Origin of the sequence: Viridibacillus arvi (assembly GCF_001274945.1) — a bacterium.
Classification (GTDB): Bacteria; Bacillota; Bacilli; order Bacillales_A; family Planococcaceae; genus Viridibacillus; species Viridibacillus arvi.
The window spans coordinates 650,610-666,333 of sequence record NZ_LILB01000001.1 but is presented as its reverse complement, the minus strand read 5'-3'; the positions used below and the strand labels follow the sequence as shown (position 1 = coordinate 666,333).

16 protein-coding genes are annotated in these 15,724 nt (G+C 35.2%); 14 read left to right on the top strand and 2 right to left on the bottom strand.

What is annotated here, in order from left to right; genetic code table 11:
* Positions 1-27: 27 nt before the first annotated feature.
* The 12 genes from AMD00_RS03150 to AMD00_RS03095 all read left to right on the top strand — a co-directional run bounded on the left by AMD00_RS03150 (position 28) and on the right by AMD00_RS03095 (position 12,388).
* On the top strand, positions 28-606 hold the full coding sequence (locus tag AMD00_RS03150) for a biotin transporter BioY (RefSeq protein WP_157059159.1): 579 nt from the start codon (positions 28-30) through the stop codon (positions 604-606).
* Between the two features lie 73 nt (positions 607-679).
* A complete protein-coding gene (locus tag AMD00_RS03145) occupies positions 680-2,155 on the top strand; it encodes an AMP-binding protein (RefSeq protein ID WP_053415627.1) in 1,476 nt (491 codons plus the stop codon).
* A gap of 4 nt (positions 2,156-2,159) precedes the next feature.
* Positions 2,160-3,317 carry a thiolase family protein gene (locus AMD00_RS03140; protein ID WP_053415626.1) on the top strand — a complete coding sequence of 386 codons (1,158 nt, stop codon included), beginning with the start codon at positions 2,160-2,162 and terminating at the stop codon, positions 3,315-3,317.
* Between the two features lie 2 nt (positions 3,318-3,319).
* Complete coding sequence (locus AMD00_RS03135) at positions 3,320-3,763, top strand: FAS1-like dehydratase domain-containing protein (RefSeq protein ID WP_053415625.1); 444 nt, start codon at positions 3,320-3,322, stop codon at positions 3,761-3,763.
* Entirely contained in the window at positions 3,764-4,162 is a 399-nt protein-coding gene (locus AMD00_RS03130; protein WP_053415624.1) for a MaoC family dehydratase, read from the top strand.
* A gap of 4 nt (positions 4,163-4,166) precedes the next feature.
* On the top strand, positions 4,167-4,976 hold the full coding sequence (locus AMD00_RS03125; protein WP_053415623.1) for an SDR family NAD(P)-dependent oxidoreductase: 810 nt from the start codon (positions 4,167-4,169) through the stop codon (positions 4,974-4,976).
* A gap of 26 nt (positions 4,977-5,002) precedes the next feature.
* Positions 5,003-5,809, top strand: coding sequence for an energy-coupling factor transporter ATPase (locus tag AMD00_RS03120; protein WP_053415622.1), 807 nt, complete (start codon positions 5,003-5,005; stop codon positions 5,807-5,809).
* Complete coding sequence (locus AMD00_RS03115; protein ID WP_053415621.1) at positions 5,794-6,669, top strand: ATP-binding cassette domain-containing protein; 876 nt, start codon at positions 5,794-5,796, stop codon at positions 6,667-6,669. The genes AMD00_RS03120 and AMD00_RS03115 overlap by 16 nt, the downstream gene beginning before the upstream one ends.
* Positions 6,669-7,475 (top strand): energy-coupling factor transporter transmembrane component T family protein, encoded by an 807-nt coding sequence (locus tag AMD00_RS03110; RefSeq protein WP_053415620.1) that lies wholly within the window; start codon positions 6,669-6,671, stop codon positions 7,473-7,475. The genes AMD00_RS03115 and AMD00_RS03110 overlap by 1 nt, the downstream gene beginning before the upstream one ends.
* 3 nt (positions 7,476-7,478) lie before the next feature.
* On the top strand, positions 7,479-7,790 hold the full coding sequence (locus AMD00_RS03105; protein ID WP_053415619.1) for a CHY zinc finger protein: 312 nt from the start codon (positions 7,479-7,481) through the stop codon (positions 7,788-7,790).
* A 354-nt stretch (positions 7,791-8,144) separates the two neighbouring features.
* The gene (locus AMD00_RS03100) at positions 8,145-9,314 is read left to right on the top strand and encodes an exonuclease SbcCD subunit D (protein ID WP_053415618.1); all 1,170 of its coding nucleotides are present in this window, start codon (positions 8,145-8,147) and stop codon (positions 9,312-9,314) included.
* Positions 9,311-12,388: an AAA family ATPase gene (locus AMD00_RS03095; RefSeq protein WP_053415617.1), complete on the top strand. Its 3,078-nt coding sequence runs from the start codon at positions 9,311-9,313 to the stop codon at positions 12,386-12,388. Before AMD00_RS03100 ends, AMD00_RS03095 begins: the two co-directional genes overlap by 4 nt.
* A 110-nt stretch (positions 12,389-12,498) precedes the next feature.
* On the opposite strand, the gene namA is transcribed toward AMD00_RS03095, so the two are convergent.
* Positions 12,499-13,518 (bottom strand): NADPH dehydrogenase NamA, encoded by a 1,020-nt coding sequence (namA, locus tag AMD00_RS03090; RefSeq protein WP_053415616.1) that lies wholly within the window; start codon positions 13,516-13,518, stop codon positions 12,499-12,501.
* 358 nt (positions 13,519-13,876) lie between these two features.
* Here namA and AMD00_RS03085 point away from each other — a divergent pair, with 358 nt between their 5' ends.
* Together AMD00_RS03085 and AMD00_RS03080 are read left to right on the top strand one after the other, a co-directional pair.
* Entirely contained in the window at positions 13,877-14,134 is a 258-nt protein-coding gene (locus AMD00_RS03085; protein ID WP_053415615.1) for a hypothetical protein, read from the top strand.
* A gap of 141 nt (positions 14,135-14,275) precedes the next feature.
* Positions 14,276-14,887 (top strand): DUF4304 domain-containing protein, encoded by a 612-nt coding sequence (locus AMD00_RS03080; protein WP_053415614.1) that lies wholly within the window; start codon positions 14,276-14,278, stop codon positions 14,885-14,887.
* 168 nt (positions 14,888-15,055) lie between these two features.
* Here the strand turns inward: AMD00_RS03080 and AMD00_RS03075 are convergent, their stop codons facing one another.
* The gene (locus tag AMD00_RS03075; protein WP_053415613.1) at positions 15,056-15,475 is read right to left on the bottom strand and encodes a hypothetical protein; all 420 of its coding nucleotides are present in this window, start codon (positions 15,473-15,475) and stop codon (positions 15,056-15,058) included.
* Between the last annotated feature and the right edge of the window lie 249 nt (positions 15,476-15,724).

The following is a 15,724-nucleotide window of genomic DNA, read 5'->3' as shown; positions in this document are numbered from 1 at the left end:
AAATCTACTATAACGGAGATGAAATGATTGAATACAAAAGATATGGTGATGGCCGCTCTATTTGCTGCTGTAATTGCAGTTCTAGGACTTATTCCACCGATACCTATTTCATTTATACCTGTACCGATTACAGCACAAACTTTAGGTATTATGCTTGCAGGAAGCTTTTTAGGGCGTAAAGTAGGCACTTTAAGTGTCTTAGTTTTTCTAGTATTAGTTGCGTTAGGTACTCCACTTTTATCAGGTGGAAGAGGGGGTCTTTCAGTTTTTATGGGACCATCAGTTGGTTATTTGATTAGTTGGCCAATCGCAGCTTTCGCTATCGGATATTTAACAGAAAAATTTTGGGACAATATGAAATTGTGGAAGTTGATAATAGTAAACTTTGTTGGAGGTGTTCTACTAATTAATATCATTGGAGCACCGGTAATGGCTATTATGACTGACACGTCTATTTGGGCAAGTATTACAGGAGCGATTGTATTCTTACCTGGAGATTCGATTAAAGCAGTAGTTGCTGCAATGATTGCAGTTCAGTTAAAAGCTGTGAGTCCTATAAAGAAAAAAACTCCTATATTAACACAAAATATGCAGTATTCCAATTAAAAACAAGTAAGAGGAGACAAGAACTTCTCCTCTTATTTTCCGAAATATTTAGTTTATATAGCGAGGTAATTCTATGAATATTGTTGATCAAATAAGAGATTATGCACAAACAACTCCTGATAAAATAGCTATTCAATATAACGAGATTGTCATTACATATAAAGACTTTATCAATTGTATCCATCAAGTTGGCAATGGTCTATTAAGTATAAGTACCGAAAAAAATAATAAAGTAGCAATTTTCATGAACAATAAAGTGGAATTTCTTGAAGTTTTCCTAGGCGCGATTTCTGCAGGTTACATACCTATTCCTATGGATCCAAAATGGAGTGATAAGGAGATTAGCTATGTACTAAGTGTTTGTGAACCAACAGTACTTTTTATTGATGAGGAATTTAAGGGAAAGGTAATGAATGTACATTATCCTGTCATTGTTGTAGGGGGAAATTATATTGAGTGGAGACAGCGATATAGTACAAGAATTCCTACCATATTACATCAACCAACGACACTATTCATAGGATTTACATCTGGTACAACAGGTGATCCAAAAGGTTTCGTCCGTTCTCACCATTCGTGGATTGAAAGTTGTTATGCAACAAAAGATGCATTTTTAATGAAACAACAAGACCACGTTATTGCACCGGGACCTCTCGTACATTCTATGTCACTTTTCGCCGCTTTTAATACGCTATTCATAGGGGCTACCTTCCAATTAATTGATAAATTTTCTCCGGTAAAGGTAGTGCAAGTAATGCAAAGAGTTGAAAATACAGTGCTCTATTTAGTGCCAACGATGATAGAAGGACTACTTTCTTATTTAAGAAAACATACAGTCAACTTTTTTGAACCTAAATCTATTATTTCCTCTGGAGCAAAATGGACTGAGGAGTCTAAATTAGAAGTCTTGAAATTATTTAGCAATAGTGATGTTTTCGAGTTTTACGGATCTTCTGAAGCAAGTTATATTGCGTATTTACCAGCTGCTGAACAAATCATTAAACCAAAATCAGTAGGTAAGCCTTTTCCAAATGTAAAGATTTCAATTCGTCATGATGATGGAACCGAAGTAGAAACTGGTGAGATAGGTCAATTATTTGTTTCAAGTGATATGATTTTTGATTGCTATTTTAAAAATGAAATAGAGACGGACAAAGTATTGCAAGGAAGTTGGTTAGCACTTGGAGATTATGCTTTAAAGGATAGAGAAGGTTATTTATACATTGTAGGTAGAGCAAAAAATATGATGATAACAGGTGGGCTAAATGTATTTCCAGAGGAAATTGAGGATGTATTATGCTCGTTAGATGAAGTATCTGAAGTTATGGTATATGGTCACCCTGATACGTATTGGGGTGAAAAAATCGTTGCCATCATTCAATGGAAATCGAATAAAGAGCTGTCACATTTACAAATTAAAGAATATTGCAGGAAGCATTTAGCAACTTATAAAATACCGCAAATTATAAAGTCAGTAAAGGATTTTCAATATACGGGTAGCGGGAAAATTGCTAGGGATAAAATGCAAAAACAGATAGTGGAGGTTTGATAATATGGCAGAAGCGTTTATCGTACTAGCTAAACGAAGTCCAATCGGCAAACTTGGCGGTGTCTTAAAGGACATTGAACCGGAGGATTTGTTAGCACAAGTAATTCAAAATATGGTGAGTGAGTACAATATACCAGTTAAAGAAATTGATGATGTCATTATAGGGAATACAATTGGACCAGGTGGTAATATAGCGCGCCTTGCCTTACTAACAGCAAATCTACCTATTGAAGTCCCTGGAGTCACTGTGGATCGTCAATGTGGGTCTGGATTAGAAGCAATTAATATAGCAGCTCGTCTCATTCAAAGTGGTGCGGGTCATATGTACTTAGCTGGAGGAGTAGAGAGTGTAAGTAGAGCGCCTTGGCGTATGAAGAAACCTTTATCTCTGTATAGTAATAGTGCTCCAGAAATATATATGCGTTCAAAATTTTCGCCAGATACTATCGGTGATCCTGAAATGGGTATAGCAGCTGAAAATGTAGCTGAGAAATACAACATTTCACGTGAAGAAATGGATAGTTATGCACTTGATAGCCATCAAAAGGCGCTTGCAACAGATTTTTCGACAGAGATTGTACCGATAATATATAAATCCAAAAATGAAATCGTTACTGTATTAGAAGATGAATGCCCACGGAGAACAACAAATATTGAAAAGCTTGCAACACTGAAACCGATTTTCAAAGAAGATGGTATTGTAACTGCAGGCAATGCATGTCCAGTAAACGATGGAGCAGCTGTTGTATTACTGATGTCAGGAGATAAATGTAGGGAACTTGGTTTGCAGCCAGTTATGAAATTCGTTGATGCCGTTGCAGCTGGAGTAGATCCGAATTATTTAGGGATAGGTCCAGTTCCCGCTGTTGAGAAATTATTAGTCAGAAATCAATTACATATAAATTCAATTGAACAAATTGAATTTAATGAAGCTTTTGCATCGCAAGTACTGGCCTCGTTAAAATGTTTGAACATATCAACAACAAAAGTAAATGCGGGAGGAGGAGCTATTGCATTAGGTCATCCTTATGGTGCATCGGGAGCTATATTAGTTACACGTTTGTTCGCTCAAATGCAGAAAAAACCTATAAAAAAAGCAATTGCTACTTTGGGGATTGGTGGAGGACAAGGACTCGCAACATTATTTGAAGGGGTGAACTAGCCATGTCTTTTAAAGCTGGAATGACTTCAGATTTTTTTTATGTAACTGTTAAGCATCAGGATATTCAAAACTTTGCGAGAAGTATACAAAATAAAAACCCATTACATTTTGATGTGCATAAAGCAAAAAATGCTGGATTTCCTGATCTTCTAGCTCCTCCAACATATCCTATATTATTTTGGCAATTAGCGAAATTAGATTGGCTTGATCAATTGGATGTGCCGTTAATACATGGAGAACAAAAGTTTAACTATTTAAAACCCATTGTTGCAGGAGATACATATATATGCAAAATCTATTTAAAAGAAGTGAAGAAAAAGCAAGGTTCTACAGGGGTTCTTTGGATTTTGAAACATGTACTTGAAGGTTATCAAAATGATGAGTTATCTTTCACATCAGAAACAACTTTGATTTTACGAGAATTTCAAGGAAATGAGGTGGAATAATTGGTTGCTTTCACAAGAGGAGATTATGTTTGTGAAAATGAGAGCGTTATTATTTCAGCAAATGATGTAAAGAAGTATGCTGAAACTTCAAATGATTTTAATGCGATTCATTTAGATTTTCAAAGTGCAGTAGAAGCAGGCTTTGAAAGGGAAATTGTACATGGGATGCTTGTAATGGGAATAGCAGAAAGTAGATTGTCTGTTGTTTTTCCAACTAGCTTTGTTGTCTCTTATGAAACGAAATTTCTTCACCCTGTATTGGTTGGTGAACTTTTAACTATTTCATATGTAGTAATAGATGAAGACCTAGATTTTATTACAATTAAAATAGAGGTAACTATAGAAAATGGGAAAATAGCAATTATAGGTGTTATCCAATTTACAAATGTTGGAGGGTGAAGAATTGCTATTAGAACAAGTAGTATTAATAACGGGTTCTACAAGAGGAATTGGTAGAAGTATGGCAATTCAGATGGCTAAAGAAGGTGCTTTAATTGCCGTGAATGGTACTAATGCAAATGATGTTAAAGCCGTAGTAGATGATATTAAAACAAGAGGCGGACAAGCAATTGGAATTTGTGAGAGTGTTGCTTCAATTGTTGGTGCTGAACGAATTGTAAATAAAACTATTGAGAATTTTGGCAAACTAGATATTCTCATTAATAATGCAGGTATAACGAGAGATCAATTGCTTGTGAAAATGTCAGACCAATCTTGGAAAGAAGTTCTAGACGTCCATTTGACAGGCACTTTTGCGTGTACAAGGGCAGCGGTTCAACATTTAAAAAGTCGGGGGGAAGGGGGATGTATTATTAATTTGACATCAACTGCGGGCTTAATAGGAACAGTTGGTCAAGTAAATTATAGTGCAGCAAAAGCTGGTATTTTAGGAATCACATTTACATTAGCAGAAGAATTAAAACGTTATGACATTCGAGTTAATGCAATAGCACCAGCCGCTTTAACAGATATGACAAAACCGGTCATTGAACGTATTCAAAGAAGGTGCAAGGAAGAGAATAAAGAGTTTCCGGATTATTGGAAAATAGGCTCACCTGAAGATGTAGCAAATTTAGCCACTTTATTAGCTAGTAATAGCAGTACTGTAACTGGTAAAGTTTTTTCGGTCAATGGTTCAAAAATCGGTATTTGGGAAAAGCCCTTACATACAGAACTTTCAATAGAAGAATTTAAAAAAATAGTTAGTTATTAGAGATTAATAAAAAGAGGGTGCATGATTTGCTAAGTTTTGATAATGTGTCATTTGCATATGGACAGCATTTAGTATTGAAAAATATTTCATTACAAATTAATAAGGGTGAATTTCTAGCGATCGTAGGTCCAAATGGCTCTGGAAAATCGAATCTATCAAAATTGGCGAATGGGCTTATCCAACCTCATCTCGGTAAAGTTTTGGTTGATGGGGTAATAACGCAAATGCCAAAAAGTTTAAGAGAGATTAGAAGACTTGTAGGTTTGATTTTTCAAAATCCTGAAGATCAATTTATAACAACGACAGTTTTTGATGAAGTTATTTTTGGTTTAGAGAATATTGGGGTAGATCCAGACAAAATGAAATCAATTGCTGAAGATGCATTAAAGAAGGTTGAAATGCTTTCGTATAAAGGATTAGAACCTCATAAGCTTTCAGGTGGTCAAAAACAACGTGTGGCAATAGCAGCAATATTAGCTATGAAGCCAAAATATATTGTATTTGATGAATCAACAGCTATGCTAGATCCAGAAGGTAGGCAGAATATTATTACACTTATGCAACAACTACATACAGAAGGGATTACTATCATTCACATTACTCATCACATGGAAGAAGTACTAGTGGCAACAAGGGTACTTGTTTTAAAAGATGGTCTTATTGTGGCGGATGGTACACCTGCATCTATTTTTAATAATAATATTGAAAGTAATGAATTGGAAGTCCCGCTTGCTTTGAAATTAAAACAACGCTTACGTTCAACGGGCATTAAAGTACCAGAACAGGTAATGACTTTGGAAGGGGTTGTTGATTATTTATGGACATCAAGTTAGAAAGAGCCTCTTATATTTATCCGAACTCTTCAATTAATAGTTACGAAAGCTTGCGAAATATTAATATATCAATTGAAGCTGGTAAGTGGATATCCGTTATAGGTCATACTGGTTCGGGGAAATCTACATTAATGAAGTTATTAAAAGGCTTAATAGCTCCAACTACTGGTCATTTATTGATTAATGGAAGAGTAAATGAGCTTTCAAAAAAAGGTAAAGCTCAAATTATTTCCGATATCGGATTGGTATTTCAGTATCCTGAACATCAATTATTTGAAACAACTGTCTTAAAAGACTTAGTATTTGGCCCAAAAAATCAAGGTATCGAAATGAAAGAAGTCAATCAGAGAGCGAAGGAGATGATAAAACTAGTAGGCTTATCCGAAGAGTACTTTCAAAAGGCCCCTTTACAATTAAGTGGGGGAGAAAAACGACGTGTGGCGATAGCTACTGTACTTATGATGAATCCTGAGGTTCTTATTTTAGATGAACCCACTGCTGGACTAGATCCACTTGGAAGTAAACTTATTTTACAATTAATACATGATTGGTATAAAGCTGGGGGCGGACACCGTACAGTTATATTCGTGACACACGAGATGAATGAAGTTGCTGAGTATTCAGATGAAGTACTCGTGATGAACAATGGAGAAATCGCTTTCCTAGATAGTCCGCTCTCACTTTTTCTGAACCATGATTATGAATTAAAGGAATTCGGATTAGATACACCAGATACCGTGAAACTACTGCAACTAATTGAGCAACGTTTCGGTGATTATATTAAAGTAGAGTCTTTACAGGAAGAAGTTGTTCTTAGGGAAGTAATAGCTTATTTTAAGAAACAAGGGGCTGAAGTTTAGTGATTGAAAATGTATTGATTGGACAGTTTATTGATGCATCTTCTATTTTCCATCGTCTAGATCCACGCTCGAAACTAATAAGTTTATTTTGTATCATTATTGCATTTTTATTAATAGATAATATATCAGGATATATACTAGCTAGTCTTTTAGTAGTTGGTTGTATTACTTTATCGCAAATTCCATTACGCTTTTTTCTAAAGGGTTTAAAGCCAATTCTAATTATTCTAGCATTTACGGTTTTCTATCATATTTTGTTCACTAAAGGTGAGAACTTACTGTTTCAGTATAGTATTTTATCTATATATAAAGAGAGCATTATTGAGGGATTTAGCATAGTGTTGCGGATTTTTTTACTCGTATTAATCACATCTTTGCTAACCTTAACAACAAAGCCACTTGACTTAGCTCATGGGTTTGAAATACTTTGCAAACCATTGAAACGATTGCGTTTTCCAGTCGAGCAATTTTCATTAATGCTAGCTATAACATTACGTTTTATACCAACAATAGTAATGGAGTTGGATAAAATCATAGAAGCGCAAAAAGCGAGAGGTGTTAATTTTGAAGATAAATCATTTGTGAAAAAGGTACTTAGTTACATACCTATCATAATCCCTCTTTTGTTTACTTCAATTCAAAGAGCGGAAAATTTGGCAAATGCTATCGACGCTAGAGCTTATGGTGATGGAAGTGGACGTACACGTTATAAGGTATTACATTTTGAGAACCGAGATTATCAAGTGATTGGTATAAGTCTTTTAGTAGTAGGTGTTTTTTTCTTGCTAAGAATGGTAGGGGGTTAGAAAGTGAAAGTTTATGGATTATTAGTTGATGATAAAACGCGTTGTATACATTATCATACGGACAAGGATATTGTAGCATTGAAATTTAAATGTTGTAATAAATATTATCCTTGTTTTGAATGTCATGCTGCATGTGAACTTCATGAACCAGAAGTTTGGTCAAAAAATGAATCAGATGAGTTAGCCGTGCTATGTGGTATTTGTAAGAAAGAACATACGATTACAGAGTATATTGGGACAAATCATTGTTTACAATGTGGATCTAGATTTAACGAGCGGTGTGAAGATCATTATCATTTATATTTTGATGTTTAGAAGTAATAACGAAAGAGTATTTGAGTTGAAAAACAAAAAGAGCGTCCTTTAGTCGGAATTCGGCATAAGAGAGCGCTCTTTTTGATTCTGTTAGGTCCATATTTGTAGTAATAATCAGTACTATGTATTCTCTGAAATTCAGTATATATGAATTATCAACCAAATCTGTATCATCTCTCAGAAGATCTACAATTTGAAAGTTATTTAAATCATTAGATTAAATAGGAACATTCGTTCTTTTAATTGTGTTTGTGATACAATAAATTTGCAGTATATTCTGTGTGCTATTTTTCAATCACGACCACATCAATTGAATGTTAAAATAGATAATATGATTTAAAAGGAGGAATTTTCATGAAAATATTTCATACAGCTGATTGGCATTTAGGGAAGCTTGTACAAGGGGTATATATGACTGAGGATCAAGCTTATATTTTACAACAATTTTTGGCAGATATAGACCAAGAGAAGCCAGATGTCATCATTGTTGCAGGTGATTTATACGACAGAGCTGTACCTCCGACAGAAGCCGTTCGATTATTAGATGATATTTTCGCAGAGATTGTGTTAAAAAGACATATTCCACTCATCAGCATTGCGGGAAATCATGACAGTCCAGGTCGTTTACATTTCGGTAGTCAGTTAATGAAGGAAAGCGGTTTACATATAGTAGGGAATCTTGATGACAAGCTATCACCAGTCGTTCTAAATGATGAGTTTGGAGAAGTACATTTTCACCTAATTCCATATGCTGACCCTTCTCAAGTTAGATATGTGTTTGATGATGATTCCATTAAAACACACCAATCTGCGATGAAACGTATAACGGATGAGTTGAAAAAGAAGATGGATCCAGAAAAAAGACATGTTTTTGTTGGACATGCATTTGTAACTTCCCACGGTCAAGAAGAGGAGAATACAAGTGAATCTGAGAGACCATTAGCGATCGGTGGTACAGAATGTATAGATGCAGCGCTTTTTGAGCCATTTCATTACACAGCTCTTGGACATTTACACCAAGCTCATTTCGTATTAAATGAAACAATTCGCTATGCTGGTTCACCTTTAAAATATTCGATTTCTGAAGAGAATCATAAAAAGGGCTATTTAATCGTGGATTTAGCAGAAGATGGACAAGTAACAATTGAGAAGAAATTATTGCAACCTCGCAGAGATATGCGAACAGTTGAGGATACAATTGATAATTTACTTAAATCAGAAGTAAGTGAAGATTATATTTACGTTAAATTACTTGATGATACACCAATTATTTCACCCATGGAGAAAATTCGTACAGTCTTTCCGAATGCCATGCATGTGGAACGTAAAATGATTCATCAAAAAATAGACGGTACTGAGCAACTAACGACATCTCGTCAAAAGATGGACGATTTGACGCTTTTTGAAGCGTTTTACAAGGAAATAGTTGGGGAAGAAGTAGAAGATGCAACAAAACAGCTATTCCAAGAAGTGTTACAAGAAGGATTAGCGAAAGAACGTGAAGTAGGGAGTAATGTGAAATGAAGCCAATTCAACTGAAAATGACCGCTTTTGGTCCGTATAAAAAGACAGAAACAATTGATTTTCGTGAATTAGGCGACCATCGTTTATTTGTTATTTCTGGTGCAACGGGAGCTGGGAAAACAACTATTTTCGATGGTATTAGTTTTGCGTTGTATGGTAGTGCGAGTGGTGAAGATCGTGCAGATATTAAAGAAATTCGAAGCGATTTTGCTGACGATGATACCCACACATCTGCTGAACTCATTTTTGAAATTCATAATCGTCAATATCGTGTACTTCGCCAGTTAGCTCATAGAAAAAATGGCAATAAAACTGCAACGGGTGAAACATTTGAACTTGTTGAGATTCTACCTACAGGAGAAAAACCAGTCGTTGAATCACAAAAAGTTGGAGAAATTAATAAAAAAATTGAAGATATTATCGGATTATCAAAGGATCAATTTAAACAAATTGTCATGTTGCCTCAAGGGGAGTTTCGTAAATTACTAACTTCTGAAACAGAAAACAAAGAAGCGATATTACGTAAAATCTTCAAGACTGAATCTTATCGACATATTGCAGATCAGCTTAAAGTGAAAAAAGAAGAAGCTGACAAGCAACTACAGCAGGCTATAGCAGTCCGTAACTTACACACAAGTAAAATTGCAAGCACGCTTCCGAAGAGAGAATCTGCTCTTTTTGATTTACTCGAAACAAACCAGTTTAATATGTATCAACTAGTAGATGCATTAAAAATTGAAGTAGACTTCTATGAGAAGCAAATTACGGAAGATGAAGCTAATTATAAAGCGGTCGGCAAACAACTTGAAGACAAGCAACGTCAACAATTTGAAGCAGTCACTTTAAATCAGAAAATAGAGGCATTTAAAGAGAAGGAACAAAAACTTCTTTCTTTAAGACAGCAAGAGCCTCTGTTCCTAGAAAAAGAACGTGAGCTAGCTGCTGCTGAAAAGGCTATTCACATTATTCCAATAGAGCAATATTACCGTGTAGCGAAGCAGAAGGTTTTACAAAAAGAAGCTACATTTGAAGAAGCCAAAATATCAGAACAAAAAATGAAACTTCAATTAGAAGAAGTAACTGCTCAATTTGTAGTCCAACAACAAAAAGAAACTGAGCGTAATGACAGTTTAAAAAGGGTCATGCATTTACAATCTTTAGAACCTATATTTAAAGATTTAGAAAAGCAAAATCAAATAAAAAATCAATTACAGCAAGAGGTTCAACAATTGCAAGCAGTATTTACTGCACAAAGTCAACAACATAAAGAGCGAATGCTCGCACTTCAAGCATTAGAAGAACAATCAGCAACTTTAGAGGAGACAATACAACCTCTAGATGACAAAATTGATCAATTAGCTCAATTAAAAGACCGAGCAGCAGCTTTTCACCATTGGTCTACACAACAAAAAAAGGTACAAGATTTAAAAGGTCAAGTCATTACAAAAGAAAAAGTATATATAGAAGCGCAGCAAAAAGCGAAGGTTGAACAAGATAAATGGGTTGCCAGCCAAGCGAGTATTCTTGCATCACAGTTAGTAGACGGTGCACCGTGTCCGGTATGTGGCAGCACGGAGCATGTTGCAAAGCATGAAGAAACAGTGGAAGTCGTTGATGAGCAACAATTAGAGCAAATTCGCAAATATGCATCAAATATAGAACAACAATACTTTGTGACTAATGGACAACTGAAGGCTGAAATGCAAGCATTTAATGCACTAGAGCAAAACCTTAAAGAACTTAGCGTTACAGTGGAAGAAGGACCAACATTAACTAATCAATATCAAGACTTATTTGCAAGTGTTCAGCAATTGAAGAAAGAAAAAGAGCTTTGGAACCAACTAAAAGAGAAAACGAAATCTCAAAAACAAGCTGTAGATGAATTTCAGCTACAACTTCAACAACTGGAAAAGACTTATCAAACTCAACTTCAGGCACTGAATAATGCAACGGCAATTTATGATGAAAAACACAAATCCATTCCTCAAGACATTACGTCGTTACATCATTTATATCAGTTAACGAACGAAGCTATACAACAAAGAACTCAATTAGAGGAAAGTTGGACACTTGTTCAAAAGCGTATGCAACAAGCTAATGAACGAAATACAACAGCACAAGCGAATTTACAGCATGCGATAACGGACTTAGCGGAATCCAGTAAATTGCTTGAACAAGCGCAAGAAGACTTTAAACAAGCTGTTGAGAACGCAGGCTTTGAAAAAGGAAAAGATTACTTAGCAGCGAGAAGAGACGAGTCACAGTGTCAAAAACTAAAAGAAGAATGTCAGCAATATAAAAACACAATACATGCATTATCGACACAAATTGATGAAGAAAAAGAACAAGTTGCAGGTAAAGAATTAGTGGATCTTACTTTAGTAACTGAGGCAGTAAATCAGTTGAAACAAAACTATGAAATGGCTTTCGAACAATGGAATAACTCAAAAAAATATCGTCAGAATGCAAACCAACTGATTATTGATTTATCGGAAGTAAGCAAAAATATAGCTGATCTTGAAGCCTCTTGTGGCCGAATTATTGGTCTTTATGATTTACTACGAGGTCAAAATCATATGAAAATCTCATTTGAGCGTTATGTTCAAATCGAGTATTTGGAGCAAATTATTCATGCCGCAAATGAACGTCTTAAACCACTAACGAACGGGCAATTCAATTTGATTCGTAGTGATCGTCAAGAAGCAAGAGGGAAACAAAGTGGATTAGGTTTAGATGTCTATGACGCTTACACGGGGCAAACTCGTGATGTCAAAACGTTATCCGGCGGAGAAAAGTTCAATGCCTCATTATGTTTAGCACTTGGTATGTCAGACGTGATTCAAAGCTTCCAAGGAAATATCAGAATCGATACGATGTTTATAGATGAAGGTTTCGGTACGTTAGATGAGGAATCATTGACTAAAGCAATCGATACACTGATTGATCTTCAGAAGTCTGGTCGTATGATCGGTGTTATCTCCCATGTTGCAGAACTAAAAGCAGCAATGCCAGCTATTTTAGAAGTCACAAAATCACGAGAAGGACATAGCCATACAACATTTCATGTAAAGTAAGAGATTGGAATAGAACGAAAATGTAGAAGCTATATTAAAAAAAACCTACATGATGATTAGAGTAGTTTCACTCAATCATCATGTAGGTTTATTTATTTTCAAGTTAGACCTTATTTCCAACCACGTTTATATGAATCGTTTATAGCTTCAATATCTACGCCCAATTCTTTTGCAGCTTGGTAAGCCCAATATGGATTACGTAGTAATTCTCTAGCCATGAAGACTAGATCTGCTCTGTTGTTTTGCAGAATTTCTTCAGCCTGTACTGGAGAAGTAATGAGACCAACTGCTCCTGTTGGAATCGGTGTTTCATGCTTGATCGTCTCAGCAAATGGTACTTGATAGCCTGGGAATACTGGAATTCTTGCATGCACGACTGCGCCAGAACTAACATCCACTAAATCGACACCTTGCTCTTTCATCCATTTTGTCATCGTAATATAATCGACAGGTTCCATTCCACCTTCTGCATAATCTTTCGCAGAGATTCGGACAAATAGAGGACCGTCAAATACTTCTTTCACTGCATCAATTACTTCACGTAAAAAACGATAGCGGTTTTCTACTGAGCCACCGTATTCATCTGTACGTTTATTTGACAGTGGGGATAAAAATTCATTGATTAAATAACCATGTGCACCATGCAGTTCAATTACATCAAAGCCGGCTTCTTTTGATCGGATTGCGGCTTTTTTGAACGCATCTACCGTGTTTTTTATATCATTGGTTGTCATTTCAATCGGTGTTTTGTAATTTTCACTAAATGCAATAGCAGAAGGTGCGTAAATATCGCTTTCAAGTTCAGCTTTACGCCCTGCATGTGCTAATTGGATACCTGTTTTGGAACCTGCACCATGCATTAATCGATTCAGTTCAGTAAGACCAGCAGTATGCTCGTCACTCCAAATGCCAAGGTCTTGAGGTGAGATACGACCTTCTGGCTGAACAGCGGTTGCTTCTACAATGATCAAGCCTACTTGCCCAACCGCTCTTGTTGCATAGTGAATTTTATGGAAGTCTTGAACAAGACCGTCCTTATTATGACATTCATACATACACATAGGAGACATTACAATGCGATTTTTTAGCGTTAAATTACCTATTTTATAATTTTCAAATAATTTTGCCATGAATGAAATCACTCCAATTCTCTTGTTGCCTATATTATAGCAAAATAGTAGGGATTGGTTTATTAAAAAGACTTAAGTACACCTGGATTTTTTATTTGTAATATTATTATTTTCTTAGTAAGAGGGAAAGAATGATGAAATTCCACTTCAACTTTCTTGATTTTCAAAATCTGAACTTTATATAAGATAAAGAAAGTGTTATTAACAAAACTACAATCACACTTACAGGTGTTGCTCTTAGCAAAATTAGGTATGTAAGTAAATCACGATAAAGATTGTGAAAAAATGTACTTAAACTAACGGAGCAGGTTAGTTGAATAAGGCATATGGGTTATAATCGTGATAAGGAGGTGTCTAAATGAGGTTGGTTCTCCAAGCATTTAGTGGTTCAATTGCAATTCACATAGTCTATTTTGTCGGTATGATGTTAGTCAGTTATATAAAAACAAGAAACTATAAACCCGATTTTACAAGTGCGTGGGATAATGTAGAGACACTTCAAAGTGAAGTGGTTTTTAGTAAGGCTAATTCTCCTTTTCTTTACTTATTCACTTTAGTAGGGGGAGCTGTAATTTGCGGAATTATAATATTTACATATAAAACATTATTTAACTAAAGATGCTTTACTTCAATAAAAAGTAGAGCCTTTTTCTTATTGAACTAACGGGGCAGTTTAGTTCAATAAGGGTATGCAGGAAATTCAATTAACAAGGGAGAATATTATTCGTGGAGAAAATAGGAAATGGAGAATTAGACGATGATTATGCAGGATGTATTGAAGCAGATTATTAAAGAAGATATTACTTCTTTATTTAAGGCTAAAGGTTTTATAAAGAAAGGAAATAATTTCGCAAAGATATTCTCGGATTTTGCTTGGACTGTAAATATCCAATCTTCTAAGTGGAATACGAAAGAAAATGTTGAGTTTACTTTTAATACTGGAATTTTTACTGATAAATTGTTTGGACCATTTTATAAAGAGGAACCACCAAAATTTCCAACAGAAGTTAATTCTGTTCTTAGACTTCGCATTTCTGAGTTAAAAAATGAACCAGATACTTGGTATAAAATTGGTCTCTCAAGCGATTTAGATGAAGTTAAAAGAGAAGTCCAATGTGACTTACAAAATGTGATTTTTCCACACTTTGATAAATTCCAAACAATTGAAGATGTAATCCAAGGGATGAAAAGAAAAGAAGAACAGGGCTGGGAAGAATGCCCTCACTTCCTAACAATTCTATATAAAACATATGGTTATAATAATGAAGCCCAAAATAGAATAAATAAAGAATATACTGAATCCGAGTTGGATTCGCAAAAAGAATTTACCAAAGAACTCGCTGAATATTTAGGGTTAATGATAAAATGATTTCACTAAATGGAAAGTCTTGTTAAGCAACGGGTGCTTTACTTCAATTTTAGGAGTAGAGCCTTTTTCTTCTTCAACTTAAGGGCAGGTTAGTTGAAGAGTGTTGTTTATCTTGTGTTCAACAATCGGGCCAGATTGCGGAAAACATAAAGCTTTTAGGATAGCACTTTAATCATATGCAGGATATTCAGTTAGCTTATCAAATTCCTTGTCAGAGATGGGCCGATGAGAATAAGACAAAACACTATAATTGGCATCCTTATCCCCTGGTATACGAATGGTCATACGAATTAATTTGTATGGTGGATTATGCGCTCCTTCGAATCCGATGACTCTTAATGAGACATCATATGGATCGTTTCCAGATATTTTTTCTATTCTCCCGTATTCGAATAACTGATTATCACCGTGCTTACTCATTATATCAAGGATAGTTTCACCAAGGCTCCTAAGAAACGCTCTTTCCATTAAACTTGGGAATTGATTCTGGGGTATAATTTCGGTCTTTCCTTTTGCTTCCGTAGTTGTTCCACCAAAACTAAGTAAAAGAAAAGTAAAAACAATTATGGGTAGTATAATTTTATTCATCAGCAAATCACCTTTTTGAAAGATATGATTCCCTTTATGATGAAGTTTATCCTTATATTAAGGGCATATATTTCAACAATAGGGCGCGATTGTTTCACTTTTCTTCTTCAACTAACGGGGTGCTTTAGCAAAAAATCGTTGAGTTGTTCAGACAGCTCTTTTCTTACCTCCAGTCAAGTACTTTTGAAAGAATTTTATTGGAATAGATGATTTTGATTTAGGTGGTAGGGGTACCCCTACCACCTAAAT

Coding starts and splice junctions, on each gene's coding strand:
- AMD00_RS03115 (WP_053415621.1), top strand. CDS start 5,794: ATGGACATCAAGTTAGAAAGAGCCTCTTATATTTATCCGAACTCTTCA.
- AMD00_RS03075 (WP_053415613.1), bottom strand. CDS start 15,475: ATGAATAAAATTATACTACCCATAATTGTTTTTACTTTTCTTTTACTT.
- AMD00_RS03140 (WP_053415626.1), top strand. CDS start 2,160: ATGGCAGAAGCGTTTATCGTACTAGCTAAACGAAGTCCAATCGGCAAA.
- AMD00_RS03135 (WP_053415625.1), top strand. CDS start 3,320: ATGTCTTTTAAAGCTGGAATGACTTCAGATTTTTTTTATGTAACTGTT.
- namA (WP_053415616.1), bottom strand. CDS start 13,518: ATGGCAAAATTATTTGAAAATTATAAAATAGGTAATTTAACGCTAAAA.
- AMD00_RS03100 (WP_053415618.1), top strand. CDS start 8,145: ATGAAAATATTTCATACAGCTGATTGGCATTTAGGGAAGCTTGTACAA.
- AMD00_RS03095 (WP_053415617.1), top strand. CDS start 9,311: ATGAAGCCAATTCAACTGAAAATGACCGCTTTTGGTCCGTATAAAAAG.
- AMD00_RS03085 (WP_053415615.1), top strand. CDS start 13,877: ATGAGGTTGGTTCTCCAAGCATTTAGTGGTTCAATTGCAATTCACATA.
- AMD00_RS03080 (WP_053415614.1), top strand. CDS start 14,276: ATGATTATGCAGGATGTATTGAAGCAGATTATTAAAGAAGATATTACT.
- AMD00_RS03145 (WP_053415627.1), top strand. CDS start 680: ATGAATATTGTTGATCAAATAAGAGATTATGCACAAACAACTCCTGAT.